Consider the following 26,064-nt stretch of genomic DNA (forward strand, 5'->3'; position numbering starts at 1 on the left):
GTATTGGTTAATAACACTCTGTTGATTATTATATAAGCTAGCAATGTTGGGGAGGGGAGTACACTAAATAGCTTAATACATTTTTAACGGAGTAATGGGTTAATGGTACTGTTCGTTTATTCTTGACACTCTATAAAGAGGGAACAAAGTTTATACTAGACTAGTTTTGTTTCATAATAATTCCAAATTCCTTTCCAAGGGTAGAAAAGTAGGGCAAAAATACAAAATTCGATAAAGCAAAGATGCATTAACAAATAATCCATTAAAAAAAAGATCAAAAATAGCACTCCAAGTAGTTTATCAAACTTTCTAGTGATAAAGCCGACTATAAAACTTAGTTCTAATATCCAACCACCATACCAAAACGCACTAGAACAGTAGGGGTGGTCTATTAAGTAACTTATAAAGGTGCTAAAATGACTGTTTGGGTAGTTAATCAGATAATCTAGATGCTGGTGTTTTAGTATTTCACTCATCTGATTAGGAAAAAAAATACTTCCTCTCCATATTTTCCATAGACCTGCGCTAAATAGCGCAAAAATAGCATAATATCGGATGCCTGCAAATGCTAAAACAAAATTTTTGGGGCTTTGGAGTATCAATAGGGGAAGACAGAAGAGTAGTCCTACTAATTTATGTTCGTGATGGGTGGCAACCGAATTATAAATAATACTATAGTTGACTACTAGAAATAGTATTATTATCCCCAAAGATCGAGAAGAACTGCGCTTAATTCCCCAAAGACAGCTAAAGAACCACAGAAGGTCTAACAAAAGCCCTAAATAAAAGTGCTGAATAATGCAATGAGGAAGTTGCAAGGCGTGATATATCCAATATATATTATCTGCTTTTGGACTAATAAATGGAGAAAGGTGCAATTGATGTAGCAATAGACCTTGTTTAAATCTTAAGAGCCAAACGAATAGTAGGAATAGCCAAATTATTCGTTGAATAGTTTGCTTATCTTTTGTTGGCATTTATAAATGTTTTTTGACTTACTTTTTTGAAATTATTGTTTACCCAGTCGTAATTTTCTTGCTTGATTGAAATGTTTTTAAGTTTTAGTCTATTAGATAGATATATTGGTGCTGTTGTTAAACTTCCTTTGGAGTTACTCAGGAATTTTGTTAGGTAGCGACTAAAGGTTGTGGCAACTCCAAACCTAGATTCTATCGTATGAATAATTGGATCAATAGAGTCTTGTTTTATTAATTGGGCATAATAATTCAATTGATAGTGCATAAAGAAAGGAGAGGGGCTATTGTATAGATTTATTCGTTCACCTTTTTCTGTATAAATAGCAAACGTTGTATAAGATGTTTGTTTTGGGCAAGGTTCAGAATACATTCCATAATTAAAAAAAGGAATTGTTTCTACTTGTTTATAAGAGAAAAATAATTGACCCAATAGAAAAATTAGAAGAATGACACAAAAGAATTTATTGGTTCTCCAGACCTTAAAAATATAGCTGTTTTTCATATTGAGCTATTGATTTTTTGAATAGAATGCTGTACATTTAATGTTGCTATCATGGGGATTATTCAATTAATTTTCGCTCTTTGACAACTCTATCACGAAGTAACCACGCAGTAGCAGCGAAGCTAATCGTGTGGAAATTTTAATTAACGTCTTTAATTATGCCGTTTGGGTATTAGATTTAGTGATCTAAAAACAAGGTAGCCTAGGCTCTAATATCCCAAAATAGAAGCATTTTACCTTACGTTTTACGATTAGCACACAAGTTGTCAAAGAGGCAGATATTTTTTAGAAAAAAATTAGCAAATGCAACAAATTATTTTTGAAAAAATAAGGGAACGTATTACAAGTATACAAAAACAAAAAAACAAAGCTGTTCGAATTGCAATAAATGGGGTAGAGGGAGTCGGAAAAACAACTTTTGCTATTGCATTGTGCCAATTTCTTCAATCCAATGAACTTAATGCTTTTCATATTTCTATAGATGGTTTTCACTTTAATAAAGCACATCGATATCAACAGGGACGAAATTCTGCCAAAGGGTATTATGAAGACTCTTACAATGAGGTCGCATTTGTCAATGAGGTTTTATTGGCTTCCCAAAAAGCATTACTCCGCTAGAAAATCGTATCAATCTGATAATCAGTAAAATAGGTTTTTGCTAGCCAAAGTATTAAAAGGCTGATTATCAAATTGATACAAGATGTTTTTTTATGTTTTTTGTTAAAAAACTAAAAAATCAGCAGAGTATAAAAAAAGACAAACCCTATTATTTGAAAGCAGTCCATGATCTAGAAACAGACGAGTATCTAGATTTGCCTCCAACTTTTATTTCAGATACAGCTATTTTGATAACGGATGGAGCTTACCTTTTTAAACCAATTTATAAACCGCATTGGGATCTAAAAATTTATCTAAAAGCTGATTTTGAAACCGCAAGAGCCCGTGGTGTTGATCGAGATCAATTTGCGCTAGGAGGGAAGGAGCAAGCCGAAGAAAAATTTATAAAACGGTATCATGCTGCTTCCAAATTGTATCAAGAAGCTTGCTCTCCTGAACAGGTAGCAGATTTATTGATAGATGCAACAAACTTTAATTGTTATGAAATTTTAAAATAATTAAAAAACAGATATGAATATAGAAGATTTTAGAATTTACTGTTTGTCTAAAACAGGGACAGAGGAATGTTTGCCCTTTGATGAAAATACATTGGTATTTAAGGTTATGGGTAAAATGTTTGCATTAACATCCCTAGAAAAAGAAGAATTTACTGTTAATCTAAAATGTGATCCTGACAAATCTTTGGAATTGAGGGAATCTTATGATGAAGTGCAGCCTGGTTATCATATGAATAAAAAACACTGGAATACAGTTGCTTTTGAAAGAAGTCTTAGAGATAGTTTTCTCAAAGAATTAATTGACCATTCTTATAATTTGGTCGTAAAGGGATTAACAAAAAAGGTAAAAGCAGAATTAGAGCTTCTAAAAGAAATGGGATAGCTATTAGAATTGTAAAAAAACATTAGTTTTGCTGTCTTTTTTACCAAATAATTAAACATGAAAAATACTGTTATTCTATTTTTACTGCTTTTGGGGCTTCAACAAAAAATGTATGCCCAAAATGTTGCTGTGCCCAATGCTAATTTTAAAATGTATCTGTTGGGCAACAATGCTATCAATACCAATGGAGATACTGAAATACAAATGGTAGAGGCGCAGGCTTTTACGGGAGCAATTGATGTTAGTAGTCGAGGAATTAATGATTTAACAGGCATCGAAGCCTTTACGGCACTCAGTGAATTGTGGTGTGGAAATAACCAATTGACGACACTAGATTTAAGTGCCAATACAATGCTTACCCAACTCTATTGTTTTGCCAATCAACTTAGTTCTTTAGATCTGTCTGCCAACACCGCTTTGACCCACTTGGATTGTAGTGCTAATCCATTAACGAGTTTGGACATAAGTGCAAATACATCATTGATTCAATTGGACTGTAATTCTGCACAGTTAACAGCATTAAATGTTAGCAATAACGTAACTTTAACCCAGCTAGGTTGTAGCGATAATCAGTTGACAAGTCTGGATGTAAGTAATAATACATTACTAGAATCCTTAGACTGTGCTAACAATCAATTAACAGCATTAACCATAAACACCAATACAGTGCTTGACCGCTTATATTGTTTTTATAATCAATTGACGAACCTAGATGTAAGCTCAAATGCAGCTCTTACTCTGTTGAATGCAAGTAATAACCAATTAACCAATTTGGATGTTAGCAATAATGTAGCGCTCTTAGAATTAAATCTTAGATCAAACCAACTTAGTGCATTAAATGTAAGCCATAATACAGTTCTACGAGAGCTAAATGTTAGTGATAACCAATTCGCAAGCTTGGATCTTAGCGCAGTCACGCTTCTTAAAGATTTGCGATGTTCTTTTAACCAATTGACAAGTTTAGATTTGAGTACCAATACAGTTCTAGAAGATCTGCGCTGTCGTTCCAACCTATTAACAACCTTAGATTTTTCAACTAATTTAGCGCTCGAACAATTATTGTGCGATACGAATCAACTAACAACACTCGATTTGGGAGGACAGACTGTGTTAAGAGAATTATGGTGTGGTTATAACCAATTAACCAATTTGAATGTTAAAAATGGAAACAATGCTAATTTTATCTATTTTGGTGCTCAAAACAATCCAAACTTAGCTTGTATTCAAGTAGATAATGTCAATTATTCTACCAACAATTGGACAAATATAGATGCAACGGCAACGTTTAATACGGTTTGTGGACCTAGTTCTACCGCTAATCTAGGGGAAGAATTGTCTAATGTGCTGTTCTATCCTAATCCAACAACTGATAATTTAACCATTCAGTTGCCAAACTTACATTCAACCGTTCAACTTACTATAAAAAATGTGATGGGACAAATGCTCATAAACAAGGCATTCAGTGATATTCAGTATATAGATTTAGGGCTAGAATTTGAACCTGGAATCTACTTTGTGGAGATTAAAGCGGAAGAAAAACAAAAGACAATCAAAATTATTAAAAATTAAAAAGAGAGGAAGGTTTGTAGTTATGTTCTCAAACCTTCCTCTTTTATTTTGCCCATAACAATTGCAATTCAGGTTGTAATAATCTTAATCGAAAACCCTTGTTTTCTTTTTGAAGAATAAAGGTAAAGACCGCTGTATATTCTTTGTTTTTGAATTTATCTGATTTTGGCATCATTGATCGCAACAATGGATCCAATTGAGTTGTGATATGTTGTAATTGTCGGACAGTTGGAGTTAGAGCTGCATTGTCAACAAAAATATTGTGCTCTTTTCCTTCTTCGTAAGTCCTATACCATTTGCTATCAAACTGAATAAAACCGATTCGTTCTGTTGAAGACTCTCGTTTGCTCAAAATATGAATAGATGGATGTGTTGTCGTGTAATCGGTGCTAACTTTACCAATTGCATAACCGTATTCAAATGCCTCTGTAACTAGAAGCCCAAGGGCTAATTCCTTTTGATTCAAATCTCCTTTGTGAGTAAATCGTTCTTGAACATTATCATCCTCCCAAAATGAAGCATAGGCTTTGGTAATACTAAGTGATAACTCATCGATATTCGTTACTAAAGTATATGTTGGTTTGATGCCTTTATAAGCATTAATTGTCAAGGCTTGGTAGTTGGGTGAAGTGCTGATTCGAATTCTTTTGCCGCTAAAAAATTCTTGAGTAGCGTTTTTTAATTGATGGATTAAATTAGAGGAAATTTTTGCAGCCAAGATTTTCGCTCGTATGGCTTTGAGTTGTTTTGAAATTTCTTCTGGTTTTAAGTTGTTATAATGCTCCAATAATTCTTTAATGAGCAAATCAGCACCACAATTTTTTAACGTTTCTTGATAGAAAAAAACGGGTACACCGATACCTTGCCCTGTTAATTGAGGGAATTGCTGTTGCATTAATGCATACATAGCGGCATTATTTCCCAAAACAGAGGGTTTCTGCACGGATTCCGAACCAATTCCAAAATAAGAAATGTATCGGACAGCAAAATCGGGTTTAGCATACCATTGTTGAGCGGATAGATTAAGTGTGCTAATAACAACAAAAAAAAGCAAGGGAATGAATCGCATAATTTGGGATTTTATCAGATTAACCTAATTCTTTAAAAGCACGATACAAGTCAGACCAATCTTTGCGTTCCTTAACCACGGTTTCAAGATATTCTTTCCAAATTTCGTGATCTTGGATGGGGTCTTTTACAACAGCGCCAATCACCCCCGCTGCCAAATCTCTAGCTTTAATGGTACCATCTCCAAAATGCGCCGCCAATGCTTGACCACTATTAATTACTGAAATAGCTTCGGCTGTACTGAGTGTTGCAGAAGGCGTTTTTAATTTTGTTTTTCCATCGTGTGTTTTGCCTTCCCTCAATTCACGAAACATGGTAACGAGTCGTTGAATTTCTTTGACAGGAGCTAATTCGGCAGGAATAGCTAAATTTTGCCCTAGTTGATCTACTCTTGTTTTTACGATTTTAACTTCCTCCTCTAAACTGTTTGGTAACGGAAGAACAACGGTATTAAAACGCCGTTTTAGAGCGCTAGAAAGATCATTAACGCCTTTGTCCCTGTCATTGGCCGTAGCAATAACATTAAAACCACGTTGCGCCTGAATTTCAGTATTTAATTCTGGGATGGGTAATGTTTTTTCGGACAAGATCGTAATCAATGTATCCTGAACATCTGACGGAATTCTAGTCAGCTCTTCAACTCTCGCCAATTTACCTTCTTGCATGGCTAACATAATAGGCGAAGGAACGAGTGCCTCCTCAGAGGGGCCTTTGGCTAACAAACTGGCATAATTCCAACTGTAACGAAGGGTGTCTTCATTGATACCCGCTGTCCCTTGTACTAGAAGCGTAGAAATTCCTGATATAGCTGCCGAAAGGTGTTCTGCTACCCAAGTTTTTGCGGTACCAGGTACCCCCATTAGTAGCAATGCTCGATCGGTTACTAAAGTTGCAACGGCAATTTCAATAATTCGTCTATTGCCAAAATATTTGGGGCTAATTACTGTGCCATCCTCCAGTTCTCCTCCCATAATATAGGTGACAACAGCCCAAGGAGAAAGCTTCCAGTTAGGTGGTTTGGGGAATTTATCTTGTTTTGCCAATGCACTAAGTTCATTTGCATATTCTTGTTCTGCATGATGCTTTAGCAAGGTTTCTACAGCCATTATTTTTATTTCTTAAATGCATAAATTTGTTTCGATCCCCAAAATAGTAAATTTTGCTATACAACTATGCTCTTTTAAAAACTTATTCTCATTTGATTACTTCATGGGGAGCCTGAAAAGCAAGCGCTTTAATTAAAAAATGTACTAACCGATTAAAATGATAATCGACTAGTACATTAGATGCTAAACAAGATGGTTTTTAGTTTTGATTAATGATAACTTTTCGTTGGGAGAATACACGATCATTGTAGACAACAAAAATATAAACTCCTGTAGGAAAATTGAAGTTGTTAACTTCTAGGCTATTTTTACCTTGTTGCACAACACCTGATTTTACCTCTACTCCCCTTAAATCAACGAGCTTCCAGTTGTAATCCTGTTTCAACGCTTCTTTAAACGATACCCTAAACGCATCTTTGGCAGGATTGGGATATAAATTCATGCTTCTGATTTCGTCCAATTCAGATTTTGCTTGTATTTTGTCAATTGCTACATCTGGTCCCCTTGAATAACCACTTACATCCCTAGAGGTCTTAACTTGGTAGATTTCTTTGGTAGCATTGTTTTGTATAAAGACAACTGCTTGGAATGTTAGTGGTGCATAAGTAAGACCTGGACGAGACCATGAGAACCTAGTTTGGGCAGTATCTCCCTTAGCCCAAGTCCTATAACGCCTGCTATTTACTTTCTCTCTATTGTCTTCCCGCACTACAGCATGAGCCGTTTTTATTTGACGGAGAGGATTAATATATTGTAGTGAATCTTCCGTAATAACGGTGAAAATTTGATATTCGGTTAGGGAACTAATATCTTCTAATGCTTTAGTTGTAGCTTGAATAATAAAATTGCCGAGATTGTTGTAATAAAAACTATCAATTACTATGTCAAACTTTGGTGTTTGAAGCATGTCCCTTTCAAAGTCAGCAGTTACCAAATCACCTGAAGCACCAGCTTTTTGACCATCAATATAGGCCCTAGCAGGGGTTGAAATTCCATAATAATATGCTCTAGCATCAGCAACGGCAGAATTAAATTGGTAAAATGGATCATCAATGGATGGCTCTTTAGTGTGGTATTCTAATAAAACTAAATCTTTATTGGTAGAAGTATGGAATACCAAATTATAGATGTCGCTGCTAATTGAATCCATCCCAGGGTGTTCTATATTAGCAGTCGTTTCCAACAATACATTTCTCGTTCTACTACCAATCCAAACACTATCAAAAGCAAAACCATCATAAAATGTAGAGCCTAAGCTATTAGAAAGAGAGCTAAAAGCAAATCTCAAACGAATGATGCTATCTTGTTGGAAACGATCCAATCGGTATCTACTATCAACCCACTTATTGGTATTTCCCGACCACCCAACGGGGAAAACAGTTTGATTACCAGGCGCACTAGCCAAATAGGAATTATTAAACCAGTTAATGCCCTGACCTAAATTCCCTAGACGTTGCCATGTTGTATCTCCTCTTTTTTGGTATTCCAAAACAACGCCATCAAAGTTTCTCGTATTAGACCAGTGATTAAACTTAATCATGGGGCGTTCTAAATGTTTAATGTCAATACAAGGACCATAAACCCAAGCATTTTCGCCTGTTGAATAACTTTGATTGGGTGCTGTTATCCAACATTTGTTATTGCTATTTGGGCTAATTCCCCCTGATGTACTATCGATCCCCCATTCCCACAACAAAGCATGAGCATTGCTCTTGCTTTCTGCATACCAATGCCCGTGATTGGTCTCAAAGTCTTGAACATAGGGAAAAGAGTTAACTTTAGGCGAAATTACTAGACGAACACTATGACTGTCTATGCAATAGTGTTGATTCTCTACATAAAGCTGAACAAAATTGATCCCAATTCCAGCATTACCAAACACATGATAAATACTATCAATACTGTTGTTATTACTATTGCTGCTGTGGTTTATGGTACTGCTATTCCCATCTCCAAATTTCCAGATTACTTTGGTAATCGAATCAATAATTTGATTATTAGAGAGCGTATTATTAAGATTTAGTATTTGGTTATTGGGTAGGAATAGAATACTGTCTTCAACGCAACCTCCGATAATATCAAAATCAACATTAGGCTTGGCAAATACGTGAAAAGTATTGGTAGCGATATTGGAGCAGTTTGTAGCCGTATCCCCATACTCATAAGCAATGATATGATGTCCAATTCCTGCGATATTGGGTCGGAAAATAGAATCTCCTGAAAGAACCCCTGGTCCTGTAAATGTGCCACCTGAAGGGCTGTAAATAAGGGGTATACTATCCATATTTAGACAATAGACATTGTGTGGACGAGTTGTATCCCCTAAAAAAGAAACTTGTGGGGTTGGGTGAATGTGCACTAATTGTGTATCTGTAGTAAAACAGGCTCCATAGTTTACAGAATAAATAATTGTATCTACGACCGAATTGGGCATAGATAAGTTGGATGCATTGGGATTAAAATAAGGAGGTATTCCATGGAGCGTATCTTGGTTTCTTAAAAATACACCTCCTCCAGGAGAGGCCACCAAGGCTACGGAATCATCAGATTGGCAAAAGATAGAATCTAGTACAAAGATTAGGGTATCACTAGGATCCACATGGTAGGTGTATGTTGTGCTATCTTGGCATCCTGAGATACTATCTGTTGCAATGTAGGTTACTCTGTGAGAACCTGCTCCTGCGGTGCTAGGGTTGAAAAAGAATGTAATAATTGTATCTGGTCTCAGAAGACCTCCCGCTACAGGTATAAGGGTATCATAAAGAGCTGTATCAACGCCTCCAGATAAGCTCGTGAAAAGTGTATACATTCCCAATGAATCTGCTTTAAGTGGTTCTCGATTTCCTGTACTACAAAAACGGCTATTATCACTAGGACTAAGGATTGTAGGAATAGGTAATGGTTTTACTCTTACATTGATATTAGTATCCATAGGACAAACCAAAATGTTGTTCGTTCCATAAGGAAGGCTGTCTTTTGCGGAATAAGTAATGGAATGTATTCCTCCTCCTGCTCTAGATGGAATAAAAAGGCTATCATTTATGATTCCAGGACCTCCAAAAGAACCACCTACTGTACCTATATTAATAATAACAGGATTATTCGTTTCACAATAAGAACTATCTAGATTTCCATAAAGTAACGGGGGGGGACTGTGAACAAATGTACTACGGTTAATGGTATCTGCACAGGTTGTTATGGGGTCGGTGTGAATATAAGTGAAGCTCTTGGTACCTGATGTGTTTCTATTAGGGTTAAAGCTAATTCCTGTTGTTGTAACAGAAAAATTGGGATCACTACTAGGATCTAACACGCCAGCTGGAAACACAGTTATATCATCTACTGAACCATTAAAACAATAAGCAGAATCTAGCCCACTAATAATTATTTTAGGGCTGGGATGGATAAAGATATTTGCACTAGCGGTATCTGTGCAGCCCAATGAATCGGTAAAAGCATAAAAAATTGTTTTGAGACCTGTGCTATCCAAACTGGGATCTAAAACTCCTATGGGCTGACTAATAATTGATCCCCAAAAAGAAAAAGAGGAACCCAAACTTGGAGGATTTAGGCTGGATAAGGCATCATTAGCTGCTGCTGTGCAATATTGGTTTTGGTAGCCTCCAAAAGAGGGCGTTGGTAAACTATGGACAATAGTCGTATCATAAGCTATATTTTTACAAAAATTATTATCCGTAAAAGAATAACTAAGTATTTTTTGTCCTGTACCAGCCAAAGAAGGAGTAAAAATTCCTGTGTTGGTATGAATTCCTGGACCTCCAAAAAGAACTCCTCTATTTCCTACACTTGTATTTGGCGAACCAAGTAATTGGTTGGTTGCATAATTAATACAATAACTAGAATCTAGCCCTATAAGGGAGACTTCTGGAATGGTATCAATATTTACTTTGGTATGAATTGTGTTTTTGCAGCCTAAATGATCAGTATAAAAATAACTGATGGTATCGACATAAGATTGGCTTGCAATTAGATTGGCACTAATTAAACTGGGATCATAATAATAAGTACTATCTCGCAAAACAATGCCCCTTCCTGTAATTCTATTGACACTTTTTTGACCTGTTAAATGGCTGGGGGTGCCTGCTATAATAAAAGATGAATCATTGCCGCAGTACTTATGATCGTAAATAGTTTGACCATTAACTATAGAATGATTGTTATTAAAAAGACTATCTATCGTAATAGATGGGATTGGATGAACATTTACAAATGAATGATCCTTTACAGCGCAACCGAATGTGTCTGTAAATTCAACTTCAATTTTTACCGTACCTCCTGCTGGTCCCTTTCCGCTAGGATTCCAAATGCTATCTATTATTGCTACTCCTACTCCTCCTGTATATGAGATAGAGTCAGCGACTGCTCCTGACAAAAGCCTCGTTTGTAAAATAACATGTGTTTCATTGGCACAAAAATTTGTTCGGTTTGGGCTGCCAACCATCAGTTCGATATTAGGGGGCTCTCGAACAAATAAGGTGTCAGTATAGGAACCTGTACAGCCATAATCGTCCGTATATTGATAGGTAGCGAGATGATTTCCTGGTCCTGCAACACTAGGAGAAAATAAAGCCACAGGAAAGGTATCTAAACCTGGAATCTGAAAAAAGGTTCCTCCTCCTCCCGTTGGCGGTAAATTACCAGATAAATGAGAATGTACTTGTATCCCACTAGGTTGTTCATTGGTGCAATAAGCAGGTTTAGGCGTAAAATAAGGACGAATGGGAGCAATAATTTGGGTAGTATCTGTAATAGAATCCCGACAACCATGACGAGCTACTACATAGGTTAATTCTAGTTCTAAGTGGTTGTTTTTACTAGGGACAAGGCTGTTGTAAAGAGTACGTGGGTCGAGTAAGGTATCACGCACTAATTGCCCTGTTAAATTATTGTGGATTCCTGCGGTTCCTTTTACTCTAAAAAACGTCCTAGCTGAATGCTCAAAAAATGGACTAGGCTTGAGCGTATCTAAAATAGCATTTTCACAATAAGCATTTTCCAGACCCGATATACTTGGGCTAGGTCGAGGGCTTATATAAACAGTATCAAAGGCGACAAATTGGTGCGTGACATAGCTTGTTGAAAGAAAAGCAGGATCGTTAGACGTTACGTTTACAAAGGTAGAATAACGCATCTGAATGGCTATTGAATCTACTCCAGGAGGTAATTGAGTAGGGTCAAAACGGTATAGTTCGCCATTTGGGGTTGTTTGAATGGTGTCTATAGCTACTTGGTAAGCAGGATTGTCTGTTGTTACGCCTATAATTTTGTTATAGGTATAATTATTTGTTTTGGTAAAATAATTGCTATTCTGTAGATAGATTTGATGGGTAGTTGTGTCGTATTGCCTATAATCCCGTAATGTATCTCTAGTAAAGAGAATTGGATTAGCTTCTGAGCAAATTGTATCCAAAAGACCAATCATGCGTAGAGGTGGATAGACATTAAGTTCACCTGTAGCAGTTCCGATACAACCTCCATTATTATAAGTCATGGTCACTAGGTTGTTTGTTGCTGCTTGATTGGTGTGGAGTTTATAATAATTGGAACTACTATCATAATATACATAAGTCCCCGAAAAATGAACAGGAAAAGTAAAGGAAGAAGTTAATAAATTGGGGGTAATACTGCTGATAACATCAGAATGGAGTGCTAAAGTATCTTTGGCGGCTGGTAGATAAGGCTTTTTGATAATGTATCTAAATTCTATATCACTAAGTCTGTTGTCTTTAATCTCTATTGATAAAGAGTCTGTAATGGTACTTAGACAAGCTGTTCCATCCAAGTATTCTGGGCGATAAGTATAGTAAATCGATACAGGTTTACTAATAGTGTTAGTATTAGACCAACCTGCCGTAGGAGCAATTAAACTATCTCCACTTATAGTCAAACCAACGATATTCGTCGAAAAAGCACCTCCTGCTGGAATTCCAACCAATGGTACAGTATCTGTTGCGCAGATAGGATTATTTTGAGGTAAAATGTGTAGCTCAGGATTGTGCACTAATAGATTACCAGCGTAAGTATGTATGAGGTTATTACCACTTAACAATTCTACAGAGCCCGTTCCTGCATTGGGAGGGATGGTTATGTCAATGCTCCCTGTATAGGGACTGATATGAACATTAGAAGTAGGCATAACTATGATGGTTCCTGTGCCACTAGCATTATTCATTCTGACTCTATCAGGATGGGCAAGGAGGTTTTCATAATAGAAAGTAACCTCCGAACCTAAACAAGCTTCGTAGGTTTGGGGAGCTAAAGGATCATTATTCAGATAATAAACAGGTTCTTCCAATCCTACGGTAAAATACGAATTATCAGGTAGTGTGACATTGTTAAACGTAATTTTATTGTTATTAATCGTACCTTGATAAGAAGCTAATGTTCCTGAGAACTGAGCGTTGTTACCGACAATTAACCTAAGGTTGGCGATGTTTTGAGTTGAGTTGAGAGTGGGAGTAGGTAAGGTAACATCAACGGAACCGATCTTATTTTGATAATTTTGAGCCTTCCATCTTTTTTTAGAAAGTTGGTAGCCTTGAGGAGCATTTGTGGTGTTAATATCATTGTACTTTGCAGTAGCGCAATCTTTACAGCCCCAAATCAACATAGATTTGTCCTGTGTAAAAGAATTAGTATGCTCAATCGTAAGGTGTGAGTGACTGACTTCTTCACTCTTGGACTTCTGTTGATTTAGTTCTGATAAATCATCCCGACCAATTCCTGCTACATTTTTGTGGTAGGCTGAATTATTCGCTTTGTCCCAAGCAATATTGTTATCAGAAAGTGTATAATCATGATTTAACGTAACACCATATTTAATGCCTAAATAAGAAGTGATCCGTTTTCGTTTTGCTGAGTTTAATACCCCTGTATAAGCAATAAATTCTGCTACTTCTAACCCCAGTCCTGTAGGAGAAGTAGGGAAATTATCGTTATTACTTTTTCCAATAAAAATACCTGAATGTGCTGAATTATGTTGGGTGTTGTTGGTAGAATAGTTTCGTTCTTCTTTTCCATTTATATAAACAAAAGAATTGTTATTACTGGTTTCATCACTACTAATGTGGTTGATATAGACTTCATTCAAGCTGTTAGCACTAGTATAGGTTTTTGGGTTATTATTATTTCCACCTTTCGTAATTGAGGTTGTGGTGGCTTGCTTGCATTTATCGTTTGATGTTCCTCCTTCATTTCCCCAAAGTGGCACTAAAGAAGTGTTAGATATAGCGGATGTTTTTTTATATACTACAAAGATGTTAACGGTGTTTGTGTTAATACTCAGAGGGCTATCAAACCAGTCATTGCCATTAAAATGAATGGACTTGTTAAAATTAATGTTGTTGTTGTTAACCTGATAGAGTGCGCTTGATGTACTAGCGTTGAGGCGATAGATTGCATCATTTCCGCTGCTGTAAGCATCTACCCAATTTGAGGTTATGGAATTACCATTGGTAGGTGTTAAATTATCGCATTTTAACCAAAGGCCTGGACTGGGAGAAAAAACGCCTCCTGGAGCTTGTTGAGCTTGTACTTGTACTGCACTTAACAGTAGAATGACGAATACTAAAAATAAGTTGGTTTGTTTTAGAGGGAACATAATTTGGGTGTTTTATTAAAATAGTGTGTTTTGGGAACAAAATGCAGCAACAAACTTCTTATGTGTGCAGCTCCATTTTCTTTTTTTTGTAAAAGATATTTTTATTCATATAATAGTAAATTGTAAATATATGTATTATTTACAATAATTAATTAGTTCTTGTTCTTTACTTTGCCCATCTCAAGGTTTTAGTGCTTGGTCGTTGGGGGACACTAATTGTCAATAGTCCACGTGTTTTAGGGCTTGCAATTTGGGTTATTTGAACATTCAGGGTCCCCCCACTGTTGTCTAAGTCAAAACTATAAACATTGCCTTCTATCCAAAAAAAGCCAGTTTCTATACCATCTTCTTTTGTCCTAGACTCAGAACTGGTTAAACTCTTGGTGCTTGAAAGCACCACAGTCGAACCACTTGTTTTTTCTGTTCCCCATTCTTGTCCACCTCCTATTGATCCTGATACTTGACCTCCTGCATCTACCAATAGTTTGAGTAAGCCTCCCGATTTTATATCAACATCTCCTTCTGTTGAGGTATTCCAATTGTTCATATTCACAATAGTCTCCTCTTGATAGCTGTCCTCTTCTTTCCCTTTTTCTGTCCCTTGCTCATTACCTACGGTTAGACTCCCTCTATCTTTTGTGTAGCCTATTTTATACTCAAAATAAACCGTTACCCCTTCTTTGCCATTGATTATAGGTGATTGCATCGAAAAATCTGAAAGCTCAAAGACATAACCTAATTTCCCATTTTGACCAATTGCAATACTAGCTTCAACAGGATTTATAAATGGAATGCCCTCAACTCGTTCGACTGTCGTTGACAAACCCAAACTAAACTCAGTACCATCATTGAACCATCCCAAACTACTCAACAATTCTCCCTTTGCCAAGGCTTCTGTTTTTACCATAGGCCGCTTGCAGGCTAAGAATACCCGTTGTATCCGTTCCACACTTGCTACCCCCAACAAAGTATCGCTCAAGGCTTCTATTTTTGCCCCTTGCTCTTGATCCGTCAAATGATGCAAACTATCCCTCAGTTGCCCACTGTTTATAATCACATCATACAAAGATTCTGTCCAAGCATAACTCAACTGTTTTAAGCTACAATAGCTACCACTATTTTTATCTAATGTTCCTTTTAGTTTAGTTTCAAATGGCGTATAGAAAAAGTCTAACTCCTGTTTTCCCTCAAACAGTTTTTTTGTCTTTTCGAAGATCTTCGCTACTATAAATTGTTGATTAGAACCTAATTTTAAACTATCTACAGCAGCTCCAACTTCCCTAAACCAAACTAAATACTCTTCCATAAGATCGTACTCGCCATAGCCGCTGTTGTTGGCTATAATTGCTGTTTTTAGGGAATAATATTCTGGTAATTTTGGACGTTTAAACCAATTGGAGGCTATGATTGGCAGCGGTGTCTGTATTTCTGTGATAGCTGCTGACATGGCATTAACAAACTCTTTGATGCTCATTTCTTCTTTGGAGAGTTTATTAACAATATGCCTCAATAGCTCTTGGGTTAATTCTGGTTGCGCTTGCTCCCAAACCTTACTCTCCTTTAAAAGCATCGCCATAAATTTGGTCTTAGGCATTAGAATACTAGAGTCTGTTTTGGTATCGGCACTTATGATGGTTGTGCAGATCTTTTTTTGCTCTTTTACCCAAGCTTCGTAACTTTGCTGAAAGTTGTTCAACTTGTTTGCTAAGGCTTCCTCTTCTTCTTTTCTTTCTCTCGCTGCTCCCTTTATTTTTTCTATATTAGGTTCATATGCAGGATCATTAATCGCTGTTGCTATGCAGGTAGCTATACTTTTTTCGAAAGCGGTAAAATCTACTTTTAAATCTAATTCAAAAATTTCAGATCCTTCCAATTCATCTGTCATTTCTTCTTTGGTAAGATAAGTAACTTTATGAGCGTCATAATGCTTTGCCAAATAAGCTCGATCATTCAATTTCTTGAGAATGGCAATCAACACTTTCTTTACTTTATCAATAGTGATGCATTTAGTAGCATTCTTTTGTAACAACTCCATGAATTTATTCCCCAATGGCGTTTGGGGCTTTATAGAACTCAAGTTGATGATTAACTTTTCCGTATCAATTGTATAGGCATTATTATTCACTGCCCCTTCCAAAATATGAAAAGGATCTCCTGCTTGGCTCAATTCTTTTAAGAGTTTTAGAGCTGCCCGTATAAAAGCTCCTTTGCCCAATGCCTCTGGATTTTTTTCTTCTTCTTCCGTGTTACTATTCATCAAAAATTCTACCTTGAGTAGAGGGAAATATGCTTTTAGATACGCTACGTCTTCCCTAAACTGCTTAAATTCCATTGGAGAAAGTAACGTTCTTAAATCAATTTGCTTGTCTTGACAATGCGCTAATATTTTTTGAATCTGCTTCTTATTAACTGTTGCTTGATGCATTAATTGTTTGCCTTCTTTCATGCTTTTTTTAGTATTTGGGGGATTCAGTGGGAATAAAATGAATAGGACTGCTATAGCCCAATGGCATACTATAGTCATTCGTTTATTGTGTTTGAGTAAAAAAATATTGAGGAATAAATTGACCTTCTTCAATAAAAAATCTTGCATTACGTACGGGAAAAAAACGATATGGTGAACATACAAGGTAACTTATAACTCCAACCCCAATGAAATCGATCTGCAACTGTATTTATAGATTCGGCTTTGTTACACCGAAAATTATAATAATTGGAGGTTTGCTTTGTGTGTCGTTTAGATGCAATATATAGGACAATAAATATGGATAGGTATGATTCCATTTTGTTTGTTTTGTAGAAGAGGGGTTTCTTTTTTATAATCAATGTAAATATATGTCATTTTGTTATAATGTAAAATGATATTGATTATTAAGTTGTTAAAAGTTACAAAACATTAACCTTTGGTTATATTGTGTTAGTTTTTTTTATATTGTTTTAATTTTATATTGGTTGAACTAACGCTAAAAAAAAGAGACTGCCCTTTTCAGGCAGCCTCTCTTGTTTCAAGTAATTAAGTTTTATAATCTAATTTTGGTCGATAATAACTTTTCGCTGAGAAAATACATGATCATTGTAAACAACAAAAACATAAACTCCTGTAGGAAAATCATAGTCGCTTACTTCTAGGGTTTGTTCCCCAGCTTGCACCGTTCCTGATTTTACCTCTACTCCTCGTAAGTCAACCAACTTCCAGTTGTAATCCTTCTTTAAAGCCTCTTTAAAAGATACCTTAAAGTACTGCTGAGCAGGATTGGGATACAAATTCATGCTGTTGATTTCATTCAACTCAGGTTCTGCCTGTATTTGGTCTACACCCACCCAATAACCACTAACATCTCTAGAAGTATTTACTTGATACACTTCTTTGGTTCCTGTGTTTTGAATAAAGACTACTGCTTGGAAACGACCAGGATTATAACTAACATTGGTGCCAGTATGGTTCCAAGAAAGAGTAGCTTGTATAGTTTCTCCTACTGACCATGTTTTATTGTATACATTGGCACCTGTTCTATCATCTTTTCGAACAACCGCATGTACCATGTCATTGTTGCCAGAAGCATACACTAACGAATCTTCCGTAATAACGGTGTGGATCTGGTATTCTTGAACGGTATTAAGATCTACCAAAGCTTCTACCGTGGCTTCTATCGTAAAATTGCCAAAATTGTTATGATGGAAGGTATCTATGTCTATTTTAAATTTAGGTGATTCAAGCATATCTTGCTCAAAATCAATAGCGCTTAAGTACCTAGAACGAGGAACATTATTCGTTCTACCATCTATATAAGCTCGCCCTGCTTCGAATATACCATAGTAATGCGTTCTTGCATTTGCTACTGCTGTATTGTCAAGATGAAACTCATCATTCGTAGATGGTTCTTTAGAATGATATTGCAACAAAACTAAATCCTTGTTGATAGAAGTATGGAAGACCAATTGATACACATGGTCGTTAATGATTCCCATATTTGATTCATTGATGTTTGCTGTTGTTTCTAATAATACATTTCTTGATCTGCTCCCTATCCAAACGTTATCAAAAGCAAAACCATCGTAAAAGCTGCCTAGATTTACAGAAGGTGAGCCGAAAGCAAATCTTAAACGCAAGATGCCATTGTCTGTAAACTCATCCAATTTGTACCTACTATCTACCCATCCATTTGTTTTTCCAGACCATCCAATTGGGGCCAAACTTTGATCTCCTGGTTGACCAGTTATAATAGAAGAGTTAAACCAGTTAATTCCTCTTCCTAGTTGTCCTAGAGGCTCCCAAGTACCATCTGGTTTTTGATATTCTAAAACCGTTCCGTCAGCAGAAGTTCTTGAATCAGACCAATAATCTAATTTAATCATTGGACGATCTAAACTGTCAATATCAAAACAAGGACTATAAACCCAAGCATCTTCATTTTCGGAGTACGAGGCATTCGTATAAGTAGACCAAAATTTACTGTTTACATCATTAATACCACTAGCAGTGCTATCAATCCCCCATTCCCATAATAGAGGATGCGAGCTATCTCTGCTTTCTGCATACCAATTCCCATCCGAATTTTCAAATGTTTCATCATAAGGGAATGTAGAAACTTTTGGAGAAATAACTAAACTAACGGTATGCGTATCTACGCAATGAATGCGATTTTCAACATAAAGTTTTGTTTCGTAGACTCCTGGTGTGCTGAAAATATGGTAAACACTATCCACTCGATTTTGGCTATTGCTACTACCAGCTAAGGTTACTGATGGTTCAAATTCCCATGTAATAGCTGTAATAGAGTCAATAATTTGATTGTTAAATATATTATTGAGACCAAGTATTGTGTTGTCAGGCCAGAAGAGTATACTATCTAATTGGCACCCTCCAATCGCTTGAAAACTAGCTTGAGGTGTTCCAAACACAGAGAAGGTATCAATAACTTGATTACCGCAACCCGTTCCTTGGTCGGTGTAATTGTAATAAATAGGATGGTGTCCAACTCCTGCAATGCTAGGTCTAAAGGTTGAATCTCCAAACAATACCCCATTTCCTGTAAATGTCCCCCCAGTGATGTTAGGAGTTAATGGAATACTATCTGTTCCCAAACAATAAATGTTATGCGCAACTCCTCCTACAAAAGATAATTGAGGAACAGGATTTACTCGCACTAATTGAGTATCAGATCCATAACAAGCTCCATCTTGTACGACATAAATTACTGTATCTACAATAGGGCTAGGTAGGTAGGTTACGCCATAATTAGGATTAGGATGGAAATATGGAGGAGAACCTAAAATTGGACTGCTGTTTCGGAAAAATGTTCCCCCACCAGGTACTCCAAACAAAATGACGGAATCCGCAGATTCGCAGTAAACAGAGTCTAGTGCGAAAAAAGGATTGGTGTAATCATCTACAATATAGGTGTGTTGAACACTGTCTTGGCATCCAGTAGCACTATCTGTCGCAATATAAGTGACAAAATGAGTTCCTTCAACGACAAGCCCTGGGTCAAAATAATAAGTTGTATCAGGGTAATGAATTACCGTCAAAGGTGTGTAGCTAACTGTATCGTGAACCGTTGTGATAACCGATACAACGCCTCCAGAAGTGTCTTGGAACAAATTCCAAGTTTTGTCGCTAAACGTACCATTTACTAATAATTGGGCAGTATCAGTACTACAGAACCGCTGGTTGTTTCCAGGGCTATGAATCACTGGAATTGGTAATGGGCGAACTCGTACGTTAGTACTGGTATCAGCTTGACAAATGAGGGTGTCTTGGGTAGAATTATAGATTAGCGTATCATTTACGGTATAGGTAATAATATGTATTCCACCACCAGCTTTAGCTGGTCCAAAATTATTATTATTAATGATCCCTTGCCCGTCCCAAGTTCCGCCTGCTGGAATCCCAGTAATAGGTAACGTATCTCTAGTTTCGCAATAAAAATTATCCAAACCTATATATCTAGGCGTTGGCGGTTTATACACTAAAGTTCTGACAGTAATTGTATCTGCACAACCTGTGCTAATGTCTGTGTAAATGTATGTGAAACCTTTAACTCCTGCGGTGTCTTGATCTGGATCAAAAGTAATAGTATTACCACTAATAGAAAACCCTGGGTCAGATTGAGTTAGACTTGATGCGCCAGAAGGAAACACAGAGATATTATCTTCTGGGGCTTCGAAACAGTAGGCAGAATCTAAACCACTAATGACAATTTCAGGAGTGGGATGTATAAATATATTAACGCTGTCAATATTAGAACAATTTAAAGAATCTGTGTACTGATAATAAACGGTTTTAACTCCTGAACTATCTAGGCTAGGATCTAAAATTCCTGAAGAATCGGCGATGATGCTACCCCAAAAGAAATAAGAAGAGCCTGCGTTTTGTATATTTTGACTAATTAAGGTATCGTTAGGTGCTGCCGTACAATATTGGTTTTCATAGTCTCCAAAAGAAGGAGTTGGCAAAGCATAAACAATGGTCGTATCATAGATCGTATTCTCACAAGAATTTTGATCCTCAAAGGTATAACTGACAACTTTTTGTCCCGTTCCTGCTGCTAAAGGAGTAAAGAATCCAGTATTAGGATTAACTCCAGGTCCTCCAAAAACAATACGATTATACAATACGTTAGTATCTGGTGTTCCATAGAATTGATCGATTGGGTAGTTTATACAATAACTGGGATCTATACCTGTGAATGTGAGTTCTGGGATAGAATCTATTGTAATAATTATATTAACTGCATTCGAACAACCAAATTGATCGGTATGGGAATAGGTCACTGTATCCATATAGATACTATCAACACTGAGACTATTAGGGTCGTAATAATAGGTAGTATCAATGGTAGTAACAGCCCCTCCTGTGATCGTCCCATTGCTTTGAACCAAGTGCCCCAAACTATCTAGAACAAAACCAGCAATCATGAAAGATGGATCATTACCACAATAAGTAAGAGAGCTATTAAACAAACTATCGATTCTTAAATTTGGAACATCTAAAATTGTGATGTCTAATGTATCTCGTCCAGCACAACCAAAACTATCAATATAAAGATTCCAAATTTGGGAAGCTCCTCCTGAACTTGGTCCTCCACTTGGGTTAAGAAAAATAGCACTTGGATCTAAGGTAGTATTGCTTACGCCAGCTCCAAAATAACGGATGGTATCTGCTACTCCTCCTGATAAAAGTGTTGTGGACAAAGGTACATTCGTTTCATTCGCACAGAATGAACTAACACCTACTCCTCCTGCATTTAAGCGTATTTGGGGTGGTTCTCGGACATATAAGGTATCAGTATAAGTACTAATACAGCCAAAATTATCTGTAAATTGATAGGTCGCCATATGATAACCATCTAGGGCAATTCCTGGCGAAAATAAATTAGTAGTGGTGTCCAAACCTGGTGTTGAAAAGAAGACACCATTTCCTCCTGCTGGTGGGAAACTCCCTGCTGTAAAAGAAGCTGTTAAGGGAGTTGGAAAGTCACTGGTACAATAAGCAGGTTGTGGGTAAAAAATAGGTTGAGCAGGAGCTATTATTTTAGTATAAGTAGTATCAGAATCTAAACAGCCATAACGATCTACCGTATAAATTAGTTGAACATCTAAATGTCTATTTTTACTAGGCACTAATTTATTGTAGTGATAACTAGAATTAAAAAGTGTATCTCCAAGCAAAGTATCTAAAAGATTATATCCAAGCCCATCATCTCCTCTAAGTTCAAAGTAGGTCACCGCAGCATGGTCAAAAAATGGACTTGGTTTTAAGGTATCCAATAAGGCATTTTCGCAATAAATGCTGTCAAAATTCCCAATTTGTGGTGTCGGACGTTCTGCCATATAGATGGTATCGAATGCCAATACGGTGGAAATTGTGCGGGTAATATCGGATATTTGGATGAAATTTTCAGTCACAACAGTTCTTAACGTTGACTCATAGTCCATCTGTATAATTACATTTGAGCCAGCCATAGAGTTATTAGGTGTAAAACTATAACGTTCGGAGTTGTGTGTGACAGGAAGAATTGCGGTATCAACTGAACTTTGGTAAGCTGGGTTTAAAGTACGAACGCGGGCTATTTTATTATACTCGTAATATTGATCTACTGTAACGGAAACAGGAGTAAGAGTAGTACGATCTACATAACTATAATTATAACTTGTAGTGTCCAAGCTATGGGCATAATCAGGAAGAGTATCTCTAGTAAAGTGACTGGAATCTGCCTCTGTACAAATAGTATCTGAGAGTCCTATGATGCGAAGTGGAGGGAAAACATCTAAGTTAGCGGTATACTCCCCAATACAACCGCCATTATCATAACTTAACGTAACAGGGTTATTGGCATCTGCTTGGTCGGTATGAAATTTATAAAGACTTGATGAAGTATCATAATAAACATAGGTTCCTGAGAAGCTCACAGGGTGAGGAAAAGATGAATCTAATAAATCGGGGGTAACACTACCAATGATACCTGAATGAAGACTTAAGGTGTCATCGTTAACAGGTGGGTTTTTTATAATATAGTTATATTCCAAACTTTCTAAGCGATTGTCTCGAACAACGATATCTTTGGTGTGCTCAACAGAATTTAAGCAGAATGTTCCATCCAAATAGCTAGGAAAATAGGTATAAGTAACGGGAACATTTCTAATGGTATCGTTATTGGGGGACCAACCCACTTCAGATCCAATAACACTATTAGCTTGAATAACATTCGTAATGGGGGAAGAAAAATTTCCTCCTGAAGGAAATCCAACTAATAATACAGTATCTGTTGCACAAACAGGAGAAGTTTGGGGGATAAAATCTAGTTGTGGGTTGTGGATGATGAGATTAGTATTAAAATTATATAGTGTCGTAGAGCCATTCAATAACTTTACATTTCCCGTTCCTGCATTGCTGGGAATAATGATGGTAATACTACCATTATAAGGTCCTGTAGTGGGAACAGGGGGAATAGCTAATACCGTAATAGGTAAATTGGCGGTATCCATTAATTGAACTCTATCAGGATGAGCCGATAGATTGGCGTATTGAAAAGTGACATTAGAACCAATGCAAGCTTCAAATGTTCCTGGTGCGCCAGCATCGTTATTGGTGTATCCTACATTTTCAGATGCACCTAAGGTAAAATAATAGCCATCAGGTAGCGTTACGTTCGTAAAGGTAACTTCTGTTCCAGATATTGTTCCTGTATAGTTGGTGATCGAGCTAGTTGAAAAATTAGAGCCATTACTTACTAATAATTTAAGGCTGGCTGCATTTTGAGACGCAAGAGCAGTAGGAATATTTAACGTCATGGTAACTGGTCCTACTTGGTTGTTGTAATTTTGTACCTTCCATCTCTTTTGCGATATTTGAGATAAAGCGGGAGCACCATTCGAATTTACTGTATTGTATTTATCACAATCTTTGCAACCCCAGATTAGGTGTGATTGGTTTGTAAGGGCTGCACTATGCTCAATGATGACGTCTACGTTAGACCCCGATTGACTTTTTGATTTACGTTGATCTAATTCAAATAAATCATCTCTCCCTATCCCAGCTATATTTTCGTTATAGGCTGAGTTGGCACTTCTGTCCCAAGAAATATTATTATTCGAAAGTGTATAGTCATGATTTAGTGTAACACCATATTTTATAGCCAAATAAGACTCAATAGCATTACGTTCATTATTACTAACTCTTTTGTTAAAAATAATAGCTTCTGCAAAATCTCCTTCGTATTCTTGAGACGAATCAAAGGATCCTCCGACTGCATCTTGTTCTTGCCCAAAAATAAAAGTTCCCCCAGCATTAATTACTGTTGTGTTTTTGTAGTTTTCATTGTCATCTGTTCCATCTAAACGCAGATGATCTTTGCCTCCATTGCCTCGAACATTAGCAACAATATGGGGTAAGTTATCTTCTATGTCGTAATTATTACTATGCCCTGAACCCAATAAACCTACTTCAACATAAACCTCAATATCGGATGGGTCATCCATTATCCATTCATTATCATCCGCAGGAGTAGCATAAGAAAACATAGCTTCAGTTCCTGTATTATTGTTATCTCTACGCAAGACTAGAAATGCAGAAACGCCACTCTCATCAAAGCCCACAAAATTACTTTTGTCAACGTAATTTTGATTTGATCCACTGTTAAAGGTAATATAAGGATTAAAATTCATCGCAGTAACAGCAGTTCCAATTGTATGATCAGGTTGGTTTCCTGATCGAATTGAGCCTGTCATATTATTAATACCCAATACATGATCTTCGAGTGCTTGTACTCTATTAGATCCTGAAATGGTGTTATTCCCATCTGCTTTTACCCATAAGGCTCCATCAGAGCGAGCAATGGTGAAATAATCACCATCATTCAAGGCTACATTTGTAGCAGTATAAGTTCCTCCAGAGTTACTGAGTGGATAAGCTCTTGTATTAGCATTGGTAGCGTTAAAATTGGGATTGCTAGAAACCAACAGAAAAATATTTCCTGTTGTGAATCCTGAGGGTAATGAAATGCTATTATCAATATTTATGGCAACATTAGGGGTAAATCCAGCTGTCTTTTGGCATTTCCACACTTTGTTCATGAATCTTCCTTTGGCAAAGAAGTTATCAGAAACTTGGTAAGCAGTAGAACCGTTCGTTCCTCCACCATTATCACCAACTATTAATGCCTGATGATTTGGGATAGCTGAGGCTGAGGATAAGGTAAGAATAGATCCTGAGTTTTGGCTTTTTGATTGCGCTTGCTCTAAATCTGAATTGTCATCTCTAGCAATACCTGTTATATTAGTGTTATATCCTGCATTTGTTGTTCTATTCCACACTTCTAGACTTCCGCTATTAATCGTATAATTATGAGGTAATGTAATGCCGTATTTAATGGCTAAATAAGAATTGACTCTTTCTCTTTGCGCTGCATTAATTGAACCTGTATAGACGATAACTTCTGCTATTCTAAGATTTGACGCAGAAGGTCCATTAATTTGAGATTTCCCTATAAACATGCCCTGATGTGTAGAATCTACTCCGTCTGTTTGTGCACTAACAGTTGTATTATCTGTATAAGTTAGGGCTGGTGTATTTCCATTTATATAGACATGAGAACCATTTGTTGTTGGCGCATCCATGCTGAAATGGTTAATATAAACAGTGTTAATCGTATTGGATCCTGTGTACGGACTAGTATTATTTGCTCCTCTAGAAACGGATGAGCTACTTGCTTGCTTTCCTAAGTTGTTAGGACTAAGGGTATTCGTTAGACCATTGCCCCACAATGGAGCGTTGTTCGCTCCCATTCTATAAACCACAAATGTATTTACTTGACTTACATTAATATTTAATGTACTAGGGGCAGCAATAGTAAACGTTTCGTCATTAAAATGAACCGAATTGTTAAAGTTAATATCTTGTGCTACCTCATACCAAACCCCAGGTGTATTTGGGGTGTAAATAGCGTCGTTGTTAGAACTGTGAGCATCATTCCAGTTTCCTGTGGTATTGGAACTTACTGGTAAGTCTCCACCCTTCAGCCAAAGATTTAAACTAGAAGAAGGGTCAACGCCTCCAGGAGATTGTGCTAGAACAGTGGTACTAGTGACTGTTGCGCAAAGTAAGAGAATAACTATTGTAGAATAGTTGAAGTTTAAGAGCATATTCTTAAATTTTTGGTGGTGAATTTGCATACGTTTTGCAAAATAAAAAATACACATTACATGATCGTAAAGTATATATTA

At 36.7% G+C, this 26,064-nt stretch carries 11 protein-coding genes; 4 read left to right on the forward strand and 7 right to left on the reverse strand.

The window, feature by feature from the left end; all coding sequences use genetic code 11:
• Window positions 1–155 precede the first annotated feature (155 nt).
• Together AsAng_RS08545 and AsAng_RS08550 are read right to left on the reverse strand one after the other, a co-directional pair.
• A complete protein-coding gene (locus tag AsAng_RS08545) occupies window positions 156–977 on the reverse strand; it encodes a hypothetical protein (RefSeq protein ID WP_264792350.1) in 822 nt (273 codons plus the stop codon).
• A complete protein-coding gene (locus AsAng_RS08550; protein WP_264792351.1) occupies window positions 961–1,479 on the reverse strand; it encodes a hypothetical protein in 519 nt (172 codons plus the stop codon). The genes AsAng_RS08545 and AsAng_RS08550 overlap by 17 nt, the downstream gene beginning before the upstream one ends.
• 303 nt (window positions 1,480–1,782) lie before the next feature.
• Here AsAng_RS08550 and AsAng_RS08555 point away from each other — a divergent pair, with 303 nt between their 5' ends.
• From AsAng_RS08555 to AsAng_RS08570, 4 genes are all read left to right on the forward strand, one after another.
• A complete protein-coding gene (locus AsAng_RS08555) occupies window positions 1,783–2,097 on the forward strand; it encodes a nucleoside/nucleotide kinase family protein (protein WP_264792352.1) in 315 nt (104 codons plus the stop codon).
• A 152-nt stretch (window positions 2,098–2,249) separates the two neighbouring features.
• Window positions 2,250–2,594: a nucleoside/nucleotide kinase family protein gene (locus AsAng_RS08560; protein ID WP_264792353.1), complete on the forward strand. Its 345-nt coding sequence runs from the start codon at window positions 2,250–2,252 to the stop codon at window positions 2,592–2,594.
• Window positions 2,595–2,607: 13 nt separating this feature from the next.
• Window positions 2,608–2,976, forward strand: a complete 369-nt coding sequence (locus tag AsAng_RS08565; RefSeq protein WP_264792354.1) for an MmcQ/YjbR family DNA-binding protein — start codon at window positions 2,608–2,610, stop codon at window positions 2,974–2,976.
• 57 nt (window positions 2,977–3,033) lie between these two features.
• The gene (locus tag AsAng_RS08570; protein WP_264792355.1) at window positions 3,034–4,545 is read left to right on the forward strand and encodes a T9SS type A sorting domain-containing protein; all 1,512 of its coding nucleotides are present in this window, start codon (window positions 3,034–3,036) and stop codon (window positions 4,543–4,545) included.
• 43 nt (window positions 4,546–4,588) lie between these two features.
• Here AsAng_RS08570 and AsAng_RS08575 read toward each other — a convergent pair whose 3' ends face one another.
• The 5 genes from AsAng_RS08575 to AsAng_RS08595 form a co-directional block, all read right to left on the reverse strand.
• On the reverse strand, window positions 4,589–5,614 hold the full coding sequence (locus AsAng_RS08575; protein ID WP_264792356.1) for a PEP/pyruvate-binding domain-containing protein: 1,026 nt from the start codon (window positions 5,612–5,614) through the stop codon (window positions 4,589–4,591).
• A 19-nt stretch (window positions 5,615–5,633) separates the two neighbouring features.
• Complete coding sequence (locus AsAng_RS08580) at window positions 5,634–6,719, reverse strand: ATP-binding protein (RefSeq protein WP_264792357.1); 1,086 nt, start codon at window positions 6,717–6,719, stop codon at window positions 5,634–5,636.
• 199 nt (window positions 6,720–6,918) lie between these two features.
• Entirely contained in the window at window positions 6,919–14,340 is a 7,422-nt protein-coding gene (locus AsAng_RS08585) for a T9SS type A sorting domain-containing protein (protein WP_264792358.1), read from the reverse strand.
• A 166-nt stretch (window positions 14,341–14,506) separates the two neighbouring features.
• Window positions 14,507–16,786: a hypothetical protein gene (locus AsAng_RS08590; RefSeq protein ID WP_264792359.1), complete on the reverse strand. Its 2,280-nt coding sequence runs from the start codon at window positions 16,784–16,786 to the stop codon at window positions 14,507–14,509.
• Between the two features lie 581 nt (window positions 16,787–17,367).
• Window positions 17,368–25,983: a T9SS type A sorting domain-containing protein gene (locus tag AsAng_RS08595; protein WP_264792360.1), complete on the reverse strand. Its 8,616-nt coding sequence runs from the start codon at window positions 25,981–25,983 to the stop codon at window positions 17,368–17,370.
• Window positions 25,984–26,064: the final 81 nt, after the last annotated feature.

The sequence above is a fragment of the Aureispira anguillae genome (genome assembly GCF_026000115.1).
In the GTDB taxonomy this organism is placed as follows: Bacteria; Bacteroidota; Bacteroidia; order Chitinophagales; family Saprospiraceae; genus Aureispira; species Aureispira anguillae.